General features: G+C 58.3%; 13 protein-coding genes and 1 tRNA gene. All 14 read left to right on the top strand.

Features of this window, described 5'->3' with window-relative positions:
- Nucleotides 1–3 precede the first annotated feature (3 nt).
- Entirely contained in the window at nucleotides 4–489 is a 486-nt protein-coding gene (nuoI, locus tag BLP65_RS00765) for an NADH-quinone oxidoreductase subunit NuoI (protein ID WP_092991627.1), read from the top strand.
- A 55-nt stretch (nucleotides 490–544) separates the two neighbouring features.
- Entirely contained in the window at nucleotides 545–1,147 is a 603-nt protein-coding gene (locus tag BLP65_RS00760; protein WP_092991625.1) for an NADH-quinone oxidoreductase subunit J, read from the top strand.
- Nucleotides 1,148–1,286: 139 nt separating this feature from the next.
- Nucleotides 1,287–1,592: an NADH-quinone oxidoreductase subunit NuoK gene (nuoK, locus tag BLP65_RS00755; RefSeq protein ID WP_092991623.1), complete on the top strand. Its 306-nt coding sequence runs from the start codon at nucleotides 1,287–1,289 to the stop codon at nucleotides 1,590–1,592.
- A gap of 3 nt (nucleotides 1,593–1,595) precedes the next feature.
- On the top strand, nucleotides 1,596–3,590 hold the full coding sequence (gene nuoL / locus BLP65_RS00750; RefSeq protein ID WP_092991621.1) for an NADH-quinone oxidoreductase subunit L: 1,995 nt from the start codon (nucleotides 1,596–1,598) through the stop codon (nucleotides 3,588–3,590).
- Between the two features lie 145 nt (nucleotides 3,591–3,735).
- Nucleotides 3,736–5,253, top strand: coding sequence for an NADH-quinone oxidoreductase subunit M (locus BLP65_RS00745; RefSeq protein ID WP_092991619.1), 1,518 nt, complete (start codon nucleotides 3,736–3,738; stop codon nucleotides 5,251–5,253).
- Between the two features lie 207 nt (nucleotides 5,254–5,460).
- On the top strand, nucleotides 5,461–6,897 hold the full coding sequence (gene nuoN, locus BLP65_RS00740; protein WP_092991617.1) for an NADH-quinone oxidoreductase subunit NuoN: 1,437 nt from the start codon (nucleotides 5,461–5,463) through the stop codon (nucleotides 6,895–6,897).
- 170 nt (nucleotides 6,898–7,067) lie between these two features.
- Complete coding sequence (locus BLP65_RS00735) at nucleotides 7,068–7,391, top strand: DUF2818 family protein (protein WP_092991615.1); 324 nt, start codon at nucleotides 7,068–7,070, stop codon at nucleotides 7,389–7,391.
- A gap of 66 nt (nucleotides 7,392–7,457) precedes the next feature.
- Nucleotides 7,458–7,534: transfer RNA gene (locus tag BLP65_RS00730), tRNA-Met, on the top strand.
- A 183-nt stretch (nucleotides 7,535–7,717) separates the two neighbouring features.
- A complete protein-coding gene (rimP, locus tag BLP65_RS00725) occupies nucleotides 7,718–8,173 on the top strand; it encodes a ribosome maturation factor RimP (RefSeq protein ID WP_092991613.1) in 456 nt (151 codons plus the stop codon).
- A gap of 64 nt (nucleotides 8,174–8,237) precedes the next feature.
- Nucleotides 8,238–9,752 carry a transcription termination factor NusA gene (nusA, locus tag BLP65_RS00720; RefSeq protein ID WP_092991611.1) on the top strand — a complete coding sequence of 505 codons (1,515 nt, stop codon included), beginning with the start codon at nucleotides 8,238–8,240 and terminating at the stop codon, nucleotides 9,750–9,752.
- 5 nt (nucleotides 9,753–9,757) lie between these two features.
- Nucleotides 9,758–12,307, top strand: a complete 2,550-nt coding sequence (infB, locus tag BLP65_RS00715; RefSeq protein ID WP_092992283.1) for a translation initiation factor IF-2 — start codon at nucleotides 9,758–9,760, stop codon at nucleotides 12,305–12,307.
- Between the two features lie 187 nt (nucleotides 12,308–12,494).
- Nucleotides 12,495–12,872, top strand: coding sequence for a 30S ribosome-binding factor RbfA (gene rbfA / locus BLP65_RS00710; RefSeq protein WP_092991609.1), 378 nt, complete (start codon nucleotides 12,495–12,497; stop codon nucleotides 12,870–12,872).
- A gap of 66 nt (nucleotides 12,873–12,938) precedes the next feature.
- Nucleotides 12,939–13,859 (top strand): tRNA pseudouridine(55) synthase TruB, encoded by a 921-nt coding sequence (gene truB / locus BLP65_RS00705; protein WP_092991607.1) that lies wholly within the window; start codon nucleotides 12,939–12,941, stop codon nucleotides 13,857–13,859.
- Nucleotides 13,860–14,128: 269 nt separating this feature from the next.
- Nucleotides 14,129–14,398 (top strand): 30S ribosomal protein S15, encoded by a 270-nt coding sequence (gene rpsO / locus BLP65_RS00700; protein ID WP_092991605.1) that lies wholly within the window; start codon nucleotides 14,129–14,131, stop codon nucleotides 14,396–14,398.
- The last annotated feature ends 20 nt before the right edge of the window (nucleotides 14,399–14,418 follow it).

Here is a 14,418-nt window from a genome sequence, read left to right as displayed (position 1 = left end):
CGAATGAGTGCACCGAATTTTCTGAAGAGCCTGTTCCTCAAGGAACTCTTCGCTGGCCTGGGGGTTACCGGCCGCTACTTTTTCGGCAAGAAGTTTACTGTGATGTACCCGGACGAACGTGCGCCACTCTCTCCACGGTTCCGGGGACGGCACGCGCAGCGTCGTTACCCCAATGGTGAAGAGCGCTGCATTGCCTGCAAGCTGTGTGAGGTGGTCTGCCCGGCGCTGGCGATTACTATCGAGTCGGAGCAGCGCGACGACGGCTCACGCCGGACGACGCGATACGATATCGATCTCAGTAAATGTATCTTTTGCGGGTTCTGCGAGGAGGCCTGCCCGGTCGACGCCATCGTGGAAACCCGCGAGTACGAATATCACGGCGAGGTTCGCAGTGACCTGCTGATGACAAAAGAGCAGCTGCTGGCGGCGGGGGACCGACTGGAGAAGCAGATAGAGGCTGATCGCGAAGCCCAGGCCCGGTATCGCTAATCCAGTATCGTTAATCCGGTACCGCTAATCATAAACAACGGGATGACGGCTCCATATGGCTTTTGAACAGATCGTCTTCTACGCATTTTCCGCCATTCTGGTGTTTTCCGCCGGCATGGTGATTACCGTGCGCAATCCGGTGCACGCAGCACTCTTTCTGGTGCTGTGCTTTTTCAGTACTGCCGGTTTATGGCTGCTGCTTCGCGCCGAATTCCTCGCCATCGCGCTGGTGTTGGTCTACGTGGGCGCGGTCATGGTGCTGTTTCTGTTCGTAGTAATGATGCTGGACATCAATATAGCGGTAGTTCGAGAAGGCTTTGCTCGCTATCTGGCCGTTGGCGGGCTGGTGGCGATAGTCTTGATAGCGGTTATGGCAATGGTCGTCGGGGGCGACTATTTCGGTCTCGAGCGCACTCCGGTCCCGGAGCAGATCGGTGAGGTGGGCAATACACGAGTTCTGGGCCTCCAGCTCTATACCAATTATGTCTATCCCTTCGAAATCGCATCGGTGATTCTGCTGGTGGCCATCATTGCGGCGATCGCACTGACATTGCGTCGGCGGCCCGATAGCCGTTATCAGGAACCGGGCCGGCAGGTGGTGGCGCGTCGCGGCGACCGGGTACGGCTGGTCTCCATGAAATCCGAGGAACGGCGGTAGAGCGTTTTCACCGCAAAGGTACAAACAGTGCAGAGCAGGTTATGAACCGTTTCTTTACGCTCTTGCGTCTCTGCGGTTCGAACAAGAAAATCCAGCGGTCCATGGACCGTTACAACGGAACTTACAGAGGGAGAGGCGAATGGTTGCCTTGTCCGATTATCTGACAGTCGGTGCGATTCTGTTTGGCCTGAGCATGGCCGGAATCTTTATCAACCGTAAGAATGTCATCATCCTACTGATGTGCATCGAGTTGATGCTGCTGGCGGTCAATATCAATTTTATTGCGTTCTCTTATTACCTGAACGATACCGCCGGTCAGATCTTCGTCTTTTTCATTCTGACCGTGGCAGCCGCGGAAGCGGCCATCGGTCTGGCGATTCTGGTGGTGCTGTTCCGGAATCGGGGCACCATTAATGTTGATGACCTGGGGACGCTGAAGGGGTAAACCATGGAGAATCTCGAAGCCATCACCCTGGCCATCGTCCTGGCGCCTCTCTTCGGCTCCGCCATAGCCGGACTGTTCGGCGGCACGATCGGTCGAGTGGGTGCTCATAGCGTGACCATCCTTGGCGTCGGCATCGCCTTCGTGCTGTCCGTCACGCTGTTCCTGAAGGCCTTGAACGGCGACATCGGCTCCATCAATCAGAGCGTCTACACGTGGATGATCTCTGATGGCATTCGCTTCGAAATCGGCTTCCTGATCGACCGGCTATCGACCATGATGATGGTGGTGGTGACCTTCGTCTCGCTGATGGTGCATATCTATACCGTGGGCTACATGGCAGACGATGAGCACAACTGGCCAAATGACAGTCTGGCCGGGAAAAACAGCTATCAGCGCTTCTTCAGTTATATATCGCTGTTCACCTTCTCGATGCTGATGCTCGTCATGAGCAACAACTTCATGCAGCTGTTTTTCGGCTGGGAGGCAGTGGGGCTGGTCTCCTACCTGTTGATCGGGTTCTGGGCCACCCGCGAGAGCGCCGTTTACGCCAACCTCAAGGCCTTCCTGGTCAATCGCGTTGGCGATTTCGGCTTTATCCTCGGTATCGGGGCCGTCCTGATGTATTTCAATACCCTGGATTACCAGGCGGTATTCAATACGGTGGAGATGCACCAGGATGTTACCGTCTCCATTTGGGGGGATACCGAGTGGAGCCTGATAACCGTTATCTGCATCCTGCTCTTCATCGGGGCGATGGGTAAGTCGGCCCAGGTACCGCTGCATGTGTGGCTACCCGATTCCATGGAGGGCCCGACCCCCATTTCGGCGCTCATTCATGCTGCCACCATGGTGACCGCCGGTATCTTCATGGTGGCGAGGATGTCACCGCTTTACGAACTGTCCGAAACCGCGCTGTCGATGATCCTTATCATCGGTGCGATTACAGCCTTTTTCATGGGCTTGCTCGGTCTGGTGCAGAACGACATCAAGCGGGTGGTTGCCTACTCCACGCTCTCCCAGCTCGGTTACATGACCGTTGCCTTGGGCGCGTCGGCCTACGCAGCGGGCATGTTCCATCTGATGACCCATGCCTTTTTCAAGGCACTGCTGTTCCTCGGAGCGGGTTCGGTAATTATTGCCATGCACCATGACCAGGACATGCGCAACATGGGTGGCCTGCGCAAGTACATGCCGATTACCTGGCTTACGACCCTGATCGGCTCGCTCGCCCTGATTGGCGCTCCCTTCTTTTCCGGTTTCTACTCCAAGGACTCCATTATCGAGGCGGTCGGTCAGTCGCAACTGCCGGGTTCCGATGTCGCCTATATCGCGGTTCTGCTCGGCGTGTTTGTGACCGCGCTGTATTCCTTCCGTATGTACTTCCTGGTGTTTCACGGCAAGGAGCGTATGGATGAGCACACTCGCAAACACCTGCACGAGACTCCCCGGGTAGTGACCTGGCCGCTGATCCTGCTCGCGATTCCCTCGATTCTTGCGGGTGCGCTGTTCGTGGACAGCATGGCATTCGGTGACTTCTTCCGGGAGGCCATTGTCGTGGCTCCCGCTCATGACACGCTCGGGGCCCTGGCGGGCGACTTCCATGGCTGGTTCTCCTTCGGCCTGCATGGTTTCGTGACCGCGCCTTTCTGGCTGGCCGCGGCGGGTGTGGCAACCGCTTATCTGCTGTACATGAAGTTCACCCACGTGCCGGCGATGCTGCGGGAGAAGCTTGGCTGGTTGTACGCCATTCTGGATCGCAAGTACGGCTTCGATGACTTTAACGACTGGTTCTTTGCCGGCGGTAGCCGGGGCATCGGCAGAGTCTTGTGGCGGTTCGGCGATGTAAAACTGATCGACGGGTTGGTAGTCAACGGTTCAGCCCTTGCGGTGGGCTGGTTTGCATCGGTGATGCGCCATGTGCAATCCGGCTACCTGTACCACTACGCCTTCGCGATGATCCTGGGTCTGCTGGCACTGTTCGGCCTGTTCATCATTTAAGAAAAAGAGTTCGCCGCAAAGGGCAAAGGGGCGCCAGGACATCAGGTTGGAATAGCGGGGCATATCTGCCATTTGAGCTTGAGCTTGAGCTTCACACGGCATTCGGCCGTTTGCGGATAATCAAAAATTAAACAGGGTTACGTGCATGTTTTCCGAACTGCCGCTTCTGAGTCTGGTGATCTGGATCCCCATCGTGGGCGGCCTGCTGGTGCTGGCCACGGGCAGCCGTCACGGCGGTCTGGAGGCAAAAGTCCTGGCGCTGCTGGTTGCGCTGGTGACCTTTGCACTCTCTGTGCTGCTTTTCACCGGCTTCGACACCACGACCGCCGGGATGCAGTTCACTGAGCTACAACCCTGGATCGCGACATTCAATGTCTATTACCACCTGGGCGTGGATGGCATTTCAATGCCGCTTATCGTCCTCACCACGTTCACTACCGCGTTGGTGGTGATTGCCGGCTGGGAAGTCATCAAGACCAAACCGGCGCAGTACATGGCGGCTTTCCTGATTCTCGAGGGCCTCATGAACGGCGCCTTCGCGTCGCTGGACGCCATGCTCTTTTACGTGTTCTGGGAAGCTTTGCTGATTCCCATGTTCATCATTATCGGTGTCTGGGGCGGCCCGAACCGGGTTTATGCGACCGTCAAGTTCTTCCTGTATACCTTTCTGGGTTCGGTCTTCATGCTGGTCGCGCTCATTTATCTCTATTTTCAGACCGGAACCTTCGAGATTGGTGATTTTCACGCGGTCCAGATTGGGCTGACCGCCCAGATTTGGCTGTTCCTGGCGTTCCTGGTTGCCTTCGCGGTGAAGGTGCCCATGTGGCCGGTGCACACCTGGCTGCCCGACGCCCACGTGGAGGCTCCCACCGGCGGTTCGGTGATCCTGGCCGCCATCATGCTGAAGCTGGGCGCCTATGGCTTTCTGCGTTTTTCGTTGCCGATTACGCCGGATGCCAGCCACTCCCTGGATTGGCTGATGATCCTGCTGTCGCTGGTGGCGGTGGTCTACATCGGTTTTGTTGCGCTCATCCAGCAGGATATGAAAAAGCTCATAGCCTACTCGTCGATTTCCCATATGGGCTTTGTCACCCTGGGCTTTTTCATTGCCTTCAGCATCTTCGAGAATACCGGCAGCTGGCGCGGTGTTGCCATGGGGATCGAGGGGGGGATGGTCCAGATGATCTCCCATGGCTTCGTCTCGGGGGCCATGTTCCTCTGTGTCGGTGTTCTCTATGACCGCCTGCACAGCCGTCAGATCGCCGACTACGGCGGTGTCGTGAACACGATGCCGCTGTTCGCCGGGTTCATGGTGCTGTTCGCCATGGCCAATGCCGGCCTACCCGGTACCGCAGGGTTTGTCGGGGAGTTCATGGTGATTCTGAGCGCCTTCAAGGCCAACTTCTGGTATGCCTTCCTGGCGGCCACCACGCTGATTCTCGGGGCGGCCTACACCCTGTGGATGGTCAAGCGCGTTATCTACGGAAAGGTGGTGCATGAAGGAGTGGCCACGTTAAAGGACATCAACGCGCGGGAATTCCTCTTTCTCGGCGTTTTGGCGATAGCCGTCCTCGCTCTTGGCCTGTGGCCGGCGCCGCTGCTGGAAGTCATGGGGCCGACGGTGGCAAACCTTGTTGAGCATATAGCGGTTTCCAAGCTGTAGCCGAGAGGTTTAAATCACAGAGGACACAGAGGGACACCGAGAATATTGCGTAGCTGTTTTTCTGTGTGGTTGGTGGCCTCCGTGGCTTTATGCAAAAAAGGTTAGACCGAAGGCACCGAAAGCCAGCACGAAGAAGATTAACGCCAGCAAGAACGATTGTGGTTGGGCACTGCGTCCGGCCAGCGACCATTAACCAGTGACTAGACTATGAATTTCGAAACGCCTGACTTTCTGCCGGTTGTGCCCGAACTGTTTGTGCTGGGGATGGCCTGTCTTATCCTGGTCGTGGACCTGTTTCTCAGCGACCGCAGCCGGGTGGTGACGTACCTCATGTCACAGGCGACCCTGGCCGGAGCCCTGGTGCTGACTCTGGGGCTTTCCAGTCCGATCGCACAGGTGACGATGAACGGCACTTTCGTGCTTGATCCCATGGCGACGCTGCTCAAGTCGATGGTGTATATCGCCTCTTTTGTCGTGTTTCTCTATGCGAAGGATTATCTGCGCGTCCGCGGTCTCTTCAAGGGAGAGTTCTTCCTGCTGGGCCTGTTCGCGGTGCTCGGCATGATGGTGTTGATCTCGGCTCACAGTCTGCTGACGGTCTACCTGGGGCTGGAGTTGATGTCACTCTCCCTCTACGCGATGGTGGCTCTGCATCGGAATTCCGTGACCGCATCCGAAGCCGCCATGAAGTATTTCATCCTGGGTGCGATGGCCTCTGCGATGCTCCTCTATGGAATGTCGATGCTCTATGGGGCTACCGGCACGCTTGATCTGGGTGAGTTGGGCGCTCGAGTGCAGGGCGCAGGCCCCTCCAGTCTGGTGCTCGTGTTCGGCCTGGTGTTTCTGATCGTGGGCATTGCCTTCAAATTGGGCGCGGTGCCGTTCCATATGTGGGTCCCCGATGTTTACCATGGTGCCCCCACTGCCGTGACGCTGTTCGTCAGTTCGGCACCCAAGCTGGCGGCCTTTGCCATGTTGATGCGCCTTCTGGTCGATGGATTGCCGGGGTTGCAAACCCAGTGGCAGGACATGCTCATCCTTTTGGCAGTGCTGTCGGTGGCGCTCGGTAACGTACTGGCCATCGCGCAGGGCAATATCAAGCGGCTGCTTGCCTACTCGGGCATTTCCCACATCGGTTTTCTGCTGATGGGTGTACTGGCGGGCACCCCGGGAGGTTACGCGGCAGGCATGTATTATGCGATTGCCTACGTGATCATGACCCTCGGGGGTTTCGGAATGGTGGTTCTGATGAGCCGGGCCGGCTTCGAGGCCGATCGTCTGGAGGATTACAAGGGACTCAATGAACGCAGCCCGTGGTTCGCCCTGATGATGCTCATCCTGATGTTTTCCATGGCGGGCGTGCCGCCGTTCCTAGGCTTCTGGGCCAAACTGGCCGTACTCGAGGCCCTGGTTTCCATCGACCTGATATGGGTAGCCGTGGTCGCGGTAGTCTTTTCGGTCGTTGGTGCCTTCTATTATTTGCGCGTCGTGAAGTACATGTATTTCGACAAGGCCGAAGATGAACACCCGCTGGAAGCCGGCTCGGACCTTCGGCTCCTCCTCTCGGCCAACGGTCTGGCGGTCCTTGGGCTGGGGATTTTCCCCGGAAGCCTGCTGGCCCTCTGCGTCAGTGCCATCGGATAGCCGAATTGTCCCGGTGAAGTGAACCCGCAGGAGCGGCGGCCGCAAAGCAGCGTGACAAGGCGAGGCCATTGCGGCATCTTTGGCCCACCGGAACTTTGAATACGACTGCCCGTCTAATAGCCTGCATTCGGTCACACAGGATGAAGCGGCCCACGGAATGAGACTCTGAAATGAATACGACGGTAGCCGTCTGGATGGTCATCGGGCTGGCCTTTGTGGCCGCCAACCTGCCCTGGCTGAGCGAGCGGATTTTTTTCCTGTTTTCGGGCGGGGAGCGGGGCAAAGGCGCGTGGTGGCGTTGGGCTGAATGGCTGGCGCTCTATTTCGTAGTCGGTGCCGTCGCCCTTGGGGTGGAAAACAAGCTGAACGGCACCCTTTATCCGCAAGACTGGGAGTTCTTCGCCGTGACCGCCTGTCTGTTCCTGGTGTTCGCGTTGCCCGGGTTCATCTATCGGTACGATTTGAAGCAACATTTGCGCCGCCGCCAGGCCTGAAGCAGGGAATTCCCGGCTTTCGGCCTTGAAATACGCATACGTGGTGAGTAGAATGCCTTAATCAGTTGCGGGGTGGAGCAGTACGGTAGCTCGTCGGGCTCATAACCCGAAGGTCGTAGGTTCAAATCCTACCCCCGCTACCATCTTTCGCGAAAAAGCCCCGTTCACGGGGCTTTTTCGTAACCGGCTCATGGGGTCGGTCGGTGGGGGAGGAGTACCCGCCGCTTGGATTATGGGCCAAGGCCTGGTCTTTACCCGAGGGTCCCTGAAGGCCTTTTCAAGGGTAAGGGTCAGGCCCGTGCCCATTTTTTGTTTCCGGGGTCACAATGGACCAGATGAGTCAACGTCTCGACGAGCTCCTTGAGCCGTCGGTGGCGGCATTAGGGTATGAATTGGTCGGCGTCGAGTATCGGGCACAAGGCCTGCATTCACTATTGCGAATATACATCGACAGCGAAGACGGGATCACTGTCGACGATTGTGCAAGGGTGAGTCGCCAGATTAGTGCGGTTCTGGACGTGGAGGATCCGATTCGGGGCCAGTACACCCTGGAAGTCTCCTCTCCAGGCGCAGACCGACCGCTTTTCAAGGCGAAAGATTTCGAGCGCTTTGCCGGAAGTCGGGTCAAGGTAAAGCTCGGGATTCCCGTGGAGGGGCGGCGTAACTTCAAGGGACGTCTGGTCGGTATCAGGGGCACCGATGTCATCCTTGAAAGCGATGACCGGGAGTGGGTGTTTGCCCTGCAGGATGTTGAAAAAGCGCAATTGGTCCCCGAGTGGTAAGCGCATTGCGCCAGTCGCTATGCGGTCTCCACGGGATCCGGTTTTAGGCAAGTAAAGGCTGGATATGAACAAAGAAATCCTTCTGGTTGTAGACGCGGTTTCCAACGAAAAGGGCGTCGACAAGGAAATTATTTTTGAAGCCATTGAGGCTGCACTTGCCACCGCGACCAAAAAGCGCCATGGCGGTGATGTGGACATCCGTGTCGCTATCGACCGTGAAACCGGTGACTATGAAACGTTCCGTCGCTGGGAAGTGATGGACGACTCCGAGGTCCAGCAGCTGGAGCATCCTGAACGGGAGATCACGCTGGGGGCTGCGCGCGAATATGAAGAGGGCGTCCAGCCGGAGGATTTCGTCGAAGAGGAAATCGAGTCCGTCTCCTTTGGCCGCATCGCGGCCCAGACCGCCAAGCAGGTCATCGTTCAGAAGGTCCGGGAGGCAGAGCGTGCCCGTGTGGTTGAGCAGTACGCCGATCGCAAGGGCGAACTGATCAACGGCATCGTCAAGCGACTGGAGCGCGGAAGCATCATTCTGGACCTCGGCAATAATGTCGAAGCGGTGGTTCCCCGCGAACACGTCATTCCCCGTGAACCGGTTCGGCCCGGCGATCGGATTCGCGGTTATCTCTATGATGTCCGCGCCGAGCCGCGTGGCCCGCAGCTGTTTGTAAGCCGTACGATACCCGAGTTCCTCATCGAGCTGTTCAAGCTCGAAGTCCCCGAAGTGGGCGAAGGTTTGATTGATATCAAGGCCGCGGCCCGCGATCCGGGATTGCGGGCAAAGATAGCCGTTCACTCCAACGACCCGCGTATCGACCCGGTGGGGGCCTGCGTGGGAATGCGGGGGTCGCGTGTACAATCCGTGACTAACGAGATCAACGGTGAGCGGGTTGACATCGTTCTATGGAACGAAAATGCGGCACAGTTTGTCATAAATGCCATGTCACCGGCCGAGGTGATCTCCATTGTAGTGGATGAAGACTCGCACAGTATGGACCTGGCGGTAAGCGAGGATCAGCTGTCGCAGGCAATCGGACGCAATGGTCAGAATGTACGGCTTGCATCGGAACTGACGGGCTGGGAGCTCAATGTCATGACCGAGGAGCAGGCCGAGGAAAAAAGCGAAGCCGAAGCCGAATCCCTTGTCCGGTTATTCACCGACGAACTCAATGTTGACGAAGAAGTCGCCACCATACTGGCTCAGGAAGGCTTTTCGAGTATCGAAGAGGTCGCCTATGTGCCGGTGGTGGAAATGCTGGAAATCGAAGAGTTTGACGAGGACATCGTCAATGAACTTCGCTCCCGCGCCAAGGATGTCCTGCTGACCCGAGAGATCAGCAACGAGGAGCGCGGTGAAGGTGGCACGGTTCAGCCTCTGGCAAGCATGGAGGGCATGGACGCGGAACTTTTGGAAATCCTGGCTGGCCGCGATATCAAATCGATGGATGACCTGGCAGAACTCGCCGTTGACGATTTGATGGATATCGAAGGAATGGATGAAGAGCGTGCCGCCAAACTCATTATGGAAGCGCGTAAGCCCTGGTTCGAAAGCGACCAGTCAGACGAAGCAGGAGAGTAGTGTACATGGCAGAGGTTACCGTCAAACAGTTCGCCGAAACGATCGGGATCCCGTTCGAGCGCCTGCTGAGTCAGTTGGCTGATGCGGGGGTTCCCGTCGAAGGCGGCGATGCGCTCATCGGTGATGATGACAAGGTCCGGCTGCTGGACTACCTGCGCGGCAGGCACGGGGCGACCGCGCCGGCAAAGGCAAATGAAGAAGAGGATGCGACACCACGGAAGGTGACGCTCAAACGGCGCTCCACCAGCGAACTCCGACAGAATTCGGCCGGCACCAAAGGCAAGACGGTGACCGTGGAGGTGCGCAAGAAGCGCACCTATGTCAAGCGTAGCGTGGTTGCCGCCGAAGAGAACAAGAAACTCGACCAGGAAGTGGCCGAGCGCCTCGAGAAAGAGATTGCCGAAGACGCGGTGCGCCGCGCAGAACAGGAGGCGATCCGGAAGGCCGAGGAAGAGAAACAACGCGCCGAAGAGGAAGCACGTCGCAAGGAAGAGGAGAAAAAACAGGCCGAGGAAGAGGCCCTCCGCAAGCAGCGTGAATCGGCTGAGAAGGAAAAGGCCGAGGCCGAGGCCCGCCGCAAGGCGGAAGAGCAGGTCGCTCAGGCACCGCGTCGTGAGGCCGGAAAAGAGGCGAAGCCCGAACGGGGCAAACCCAAGAAACGCAAGGGGCCAGCGCGTCGCGATGAAGCGGAGGGCGGAAAACTGCACGTCTCTGCGGACAAGTCGGGCCGTCGCAGGAAAAAAGGCAAAAAGCCGATCGTCACCAGCACCCGGCACGGCTTCGAGAAGCCGACCGCGCCGGTGGTTCGCGAGGTCAGTATCCCCGAAACCATCACCGTGGGTGAACTGGCGGACCGTATGGCGGTGAAAGCGGCCGAAGTCATCAAGACCATGATGAAGATGGGCACGATGGTCACCATTAATCAGGTGATTGATCAGGAAACGGCTTCTATCGTCGTCGAGGAGATGGGCCACAAGCCTGTCATACTCAAGGAGAATGCCCTCGAAGAAGAGGTGCTCGCCCAGGCTGAAGTGTCAGGCGAAGCGATTGACCGTGCGCCGGTGGTCACCATCATGGGCCATGTCGATCACGGTAAAACATCGCTGCTCGACCACATCCGTCGCACTCGTGTTGCTGCCGGCGAGGCGGGTGGCATTACCCAGCACATCGGGGCATACCACGTGGAAACCGACCGCGGAATGGTCTCCTTCCTCGATACACCGGGACACGCTGCGTTTACATCGATGCGCGCACGTGGTGCCCAGGTCACCGACATCGTGATCCTGGTGGTGGCGGCCGACGATGGCGTCATGCCCCAGACCAAGGAGGCGGTGCAGCATGCCCGGGCAGCCGGCGTGCCCATCGTCGTTGCGGTCAACAAGATCGACAAGGAGGCGGCCGACCCGGAGCGCGTCAAACAGGAACTCGTGCAGCTGGAGGTCATCCCGGAAGAGTGGGGCGGCGATGTGATGTTCGTGCCGGTCTCGGCCAAGACCGGGCAGGGGATCGATAACCTGCTCGACGCCGTTCTTCTGCAGGCGGAATTGCTGGAGTTGAAAGCGGTAGCCGAGGGGCCGGCCAAGGGCATTGTGGTCGAGTCACGTCTCGATAAGGGCCGCGGTCCGGTGGCTACCATCCTTGTTCAAGGCGGGACCCTGCGCAAAGGCGATATCGTTCTCGCCGGCCATGAGTATGGCCGTGTTCGGGCGATGTTGAACGAGGCCGGCATGCCGGTCACCGAAGCGGGACCCTCGATTCCGGTTGAGATCCTGGGGCTTTCCGGGACGCCGGTGGCCGGTGATGAAGCGCTGGTGGTACCGGATGAGCGCAAGGCGCGGGAAGTGGCGAATTTCCGCCAGGGCAGATACCGGGATGTGAAGCTCGCTCGCCAGCAGCAGGCAAAACTGGACAACATGTTTGCCGATATGAAAGAGGGGAAGGTCAGTACCCTCAATATCCTCTTGAAGGCAGATGTTCAGGGCTCGGTAGGCGCGATCAGCGATGCACTGGAGAAACTTTCCACGGACGAGGTACGGGTCAAGATCGTCGCCAGCGGCGTCGGTGGTATCAACGAGTCGGATGTGAATCTGGCGGTTGCCTCCAACGCCATTGTCATCGGCTTCAATGTACGCGCCGATACGGCGGCCAAGCGCCTGATCGAAGAGCAGGACGTTGATCTGCATTACTACAGCGTCATCTACGACCTCATCGACGAGGTAAAACGGGCGATGACGGGCATGTTGGCACCGGAGTTCAAGGAGCAGATCATCGGCCTGGCCGAGGTCCGCGATGTGTTCCGTTCGCCGAAGCTGGGCCAGGTGGCAGGCTGCATGGTGGTAGATGGCGTGGTCAAGCGTCACAGCCCGATCCGCGTGCTGCGCGAAAATGTGGTCATCTACGAAGGCGAGCTGGAATCGCTGCGTCGTTATAAAGACGACGTGAACGAAGTGAAATCGGGTCTGGAGTGCGGCATCGGCGTAAAGAATTACAATGACGTCAAGGCGGGCGACCAGATCGAAGTCTACGAACGGGTCCAGGTTGAGCGTAAGCTCTAGGAGCCTGTCCGAGAATAGCGACCGTGACGAGACTGATTGAGGGAGATTTTTCGGTCATTTGAGGCTAATAGTGGTTCTATTTAACGAAAATGAGCGGGAAATCGGGCCAGTCAGGCTTGGCCGCAGTAGGTCAGTCCATTTTCGGACAGGCTCCTAGCGGTACCGCTCCCGAGCACAGGTAAACAGCGTGGCGAAGGAATACAGTCGTACACGCCGGGTCGGCGAGCAGATGCAGCGGGATCTGGCGGAGCTGATCCAGCGTGAGGTCAACGATCCGCGGATCGGTTTCGTCACCATCTCGGGTGTCGAAGTATCGCGCGATCTGGAGCATGCCAAGGTGTTCGTCTCTCTGCTGGACCAACAGGGCGATGCGGAGCAGAGCCTGCAGGCACTGACCCATGCGGCGGGTTTTCTCCGCCGCGAGCTTGGTCGGCGGATGAGTACCCGCACGGTGCCGCGCCTGCGATTCGTGCTCGATACCTCGATTCAGGAAGGCAGCCGACTCAGTTCGTTGATTGACGAAGCGGTACGCCGGGACCGGGAAAGGCGGGACCAGGACGAATAATCACCATCCAACGCATGGCGCTGCCGGTTCGACTGGCAGCGCCATTGTTTTTTATAAGGGCAGAAAGTGGCACGTCGACAAAAACGCAGGGGCCGCAAAATCAGCGGTATCCTCCTCCTCGATAAGCCGGTCGGGTTGACATCCAACGCCGCGCTTCAGGAGGTGAAACGCCTGTACAAGGCCGACAAGGCCGGCCATACCGGAAATCTGGATCCCCTCGCCAGCGGGCTGCTGCCCGTCTGCTTCGGGGAGGCGACCAAGCTATCCGCTTTCCTGCTGGATTCCGACAAGGTCTATATAGGCGTTTGCAAGCTCGGCGAACGTACGGCCAGTGGTGATGCCGAGGCCGAGGTGTTCGAGCGCCGTCCTACCGACGGGGTGACCTCGGCCCGGGTAGAGGAAGTCCTGGAAGGTTTTCGTGGGGCCATTCAGCAGATCCCGCCCATGCATTCGGCCATCAAGCGTCAGGGGCAGCCGCTCTACAAGCTCGCCCACCAGGGAATCGAAGTGGAGCGGGAGCCGCGCTCGGTTCATATCCACGAACTGCGCATGCTACGTCTCGAAGGGGATGAGCTGGAGATCTACGTTCACTGTTCGAAAGGCACCTACATCCGCACGCTGGCCGAGGATATCGGTGAGGCACTCGGTTGCGGCGCCCATCTTTCGCAACTGCGCCGTACCGCCGTCGGTCCCTTTACCGAAGGGGGGATGGTCACTATGGAAGCACTTGAGGAAAAGGGACGGCAGGGATTCGATGCCCTGGATGATCTTTTGTTGCCGATGGAGGAGGCGCTCTCGGGGTGGCCCGCGGTAGCGTTGACCGATACCAGCGCCTTTTATGTGCGACAGGGACAGCCTGTTCTCGTGCCGCAGGCGCCGACCGTTGGATGGGTGCGGTTGTTTGGTCCGGAACAGGAGTTTCTGGGGGTCGGCCACGTGCTGGATGACGGTCGGATCGCCCCGAAACGCCTTGTCAGGGCGAGTTGACCGGTATTTTCGGGTATTGGCACTTTCTGGCACTTTCGGCTATTTGGCAGGCCAAAAGTGACCCGGCCGAAGCAGGGGCAAACACGGATTGCCCTGCCCGGTATCCGCGAGCAGTACCCCGTTGTTAGTGCAGTCGGTCTCTCGGTTGCCTGCCAGCCCTGCCGCCACTCGAAATCCGGCCCCCCGGTCGGGACCCGAATTCCTTGTTCAATGAGCGGATTGGCGGTTACAATATACGTTTGACAACCAGCTAGGAGCAGTTTACAGCGATGTCCCTGAACAACGAGCAGAAAGCCGCGATCGTCAGTGAGTACGGTAAGGCCGGCAGTGACACCGGTTCACCCGAGGTGCAGATCGCCCTCCTGTCTGCAAATATCGAGCAGCTGTCGGGCCACTTTAAAGAGCATATCCATGACCATCACTCCCGTCGTGGTCTGCTGCGGATGGTGAGTCAGCGCCGCAAGCTGCTGGATTATCTCAAGCGTAAAGATCTCGAGCGCTACCGCACGGTCCTTAGCCGTCTCGGACTGCGCAAGTAAGAACCCGCTCAAGGCCCATA

It is taken from the genome of Thiohalomonas denitrificans (assembly GCF_900102855.1).
Lineage (GTDB): Bacteria > Pseudomonadota > Gammaproteobacteria > Thiohalomonadales > Thiohalomonadaceae > Thiohalomonas > Thiohalomonas denitrificans.
This window is presented reverse-complemented; position numbering and strand designations above follow the sequence as displayed.

Bases quoted from the DNA above. Each gene is read 5' to 3' on its own strand.
- nuoI (WP_092991627.1), top strand. From the start codon at position 4: ATGAGTGCACCGAATTTTCTGAAGAGCCTGTTCCTCAAGGAACTCTTC.
- BLP65_RS00760 (WP_092991625.1), top strand. From the start codon at position 545: ATGGCTTTTGAACAGATCGTCTTCTACGCATTTTCCGCCATTCTGGTG.
- nuoK (WP_092991623.1), top strand. From the start codon at position 1,287: ATGGTTGCCTTGTCCGATTATCTGACAGTCGGTGCGATTCTGTTTGGC.
- nuoL (WP_092991621.1), top strand. From the start codon at position 1,596: ATGGAGAATCTCGAAGCCATCACCCTGGCCATCGTCCTGGCGCCTCTC.
- BLP65_RS00745 (WP_092991619.1), top strand. From the start codon at position 3,736: ATGTTTTCCGAACTGCCGCTTCTGAGTCTGGTGATCTGGATCCCCATC.
- nuoN (WP_092991617.1), top strand. From the start codon at position 5,461: ATGAATTTCGAAACGCCTGACTTTCTGCCGGTTGTGCCCGAACTGTTT.
- BLP65_RS00735 (WP_092991615.1), top strand. From the start codon at position 7,068: ATGAATACGACGGTAGCCGTCTGGATGGTCATCGGGCTGGCCTTTGTG.
- rimP (WP_092991613.1), top strand. From the start codon at position 7,718: ATGGACCAGATGAGTCAACGTCTCGACGAGCTCCTTGAGCCGTCGGTG.
- nusA (WP_092991611.1), top strand. From the start codon at position 8,238: ATGAACAAAGAAATCCTTCTGGTTGTAGACGCGGTTTCCAACGAAAAG.
- infB (WP_092992283.1), top strand. From the start codon at position 9,758: ATGGCAGAGGTTACCGTCAAACAGTTCGCCGAAACGATCGGGATCCCG.
- rpsO (WP_092991605.1), top strand. From the start codon at position 14,129: ATGTCCCTGAACAACGAGCAGAAAGCCGCGATCGTCAGTGAGTACGGT.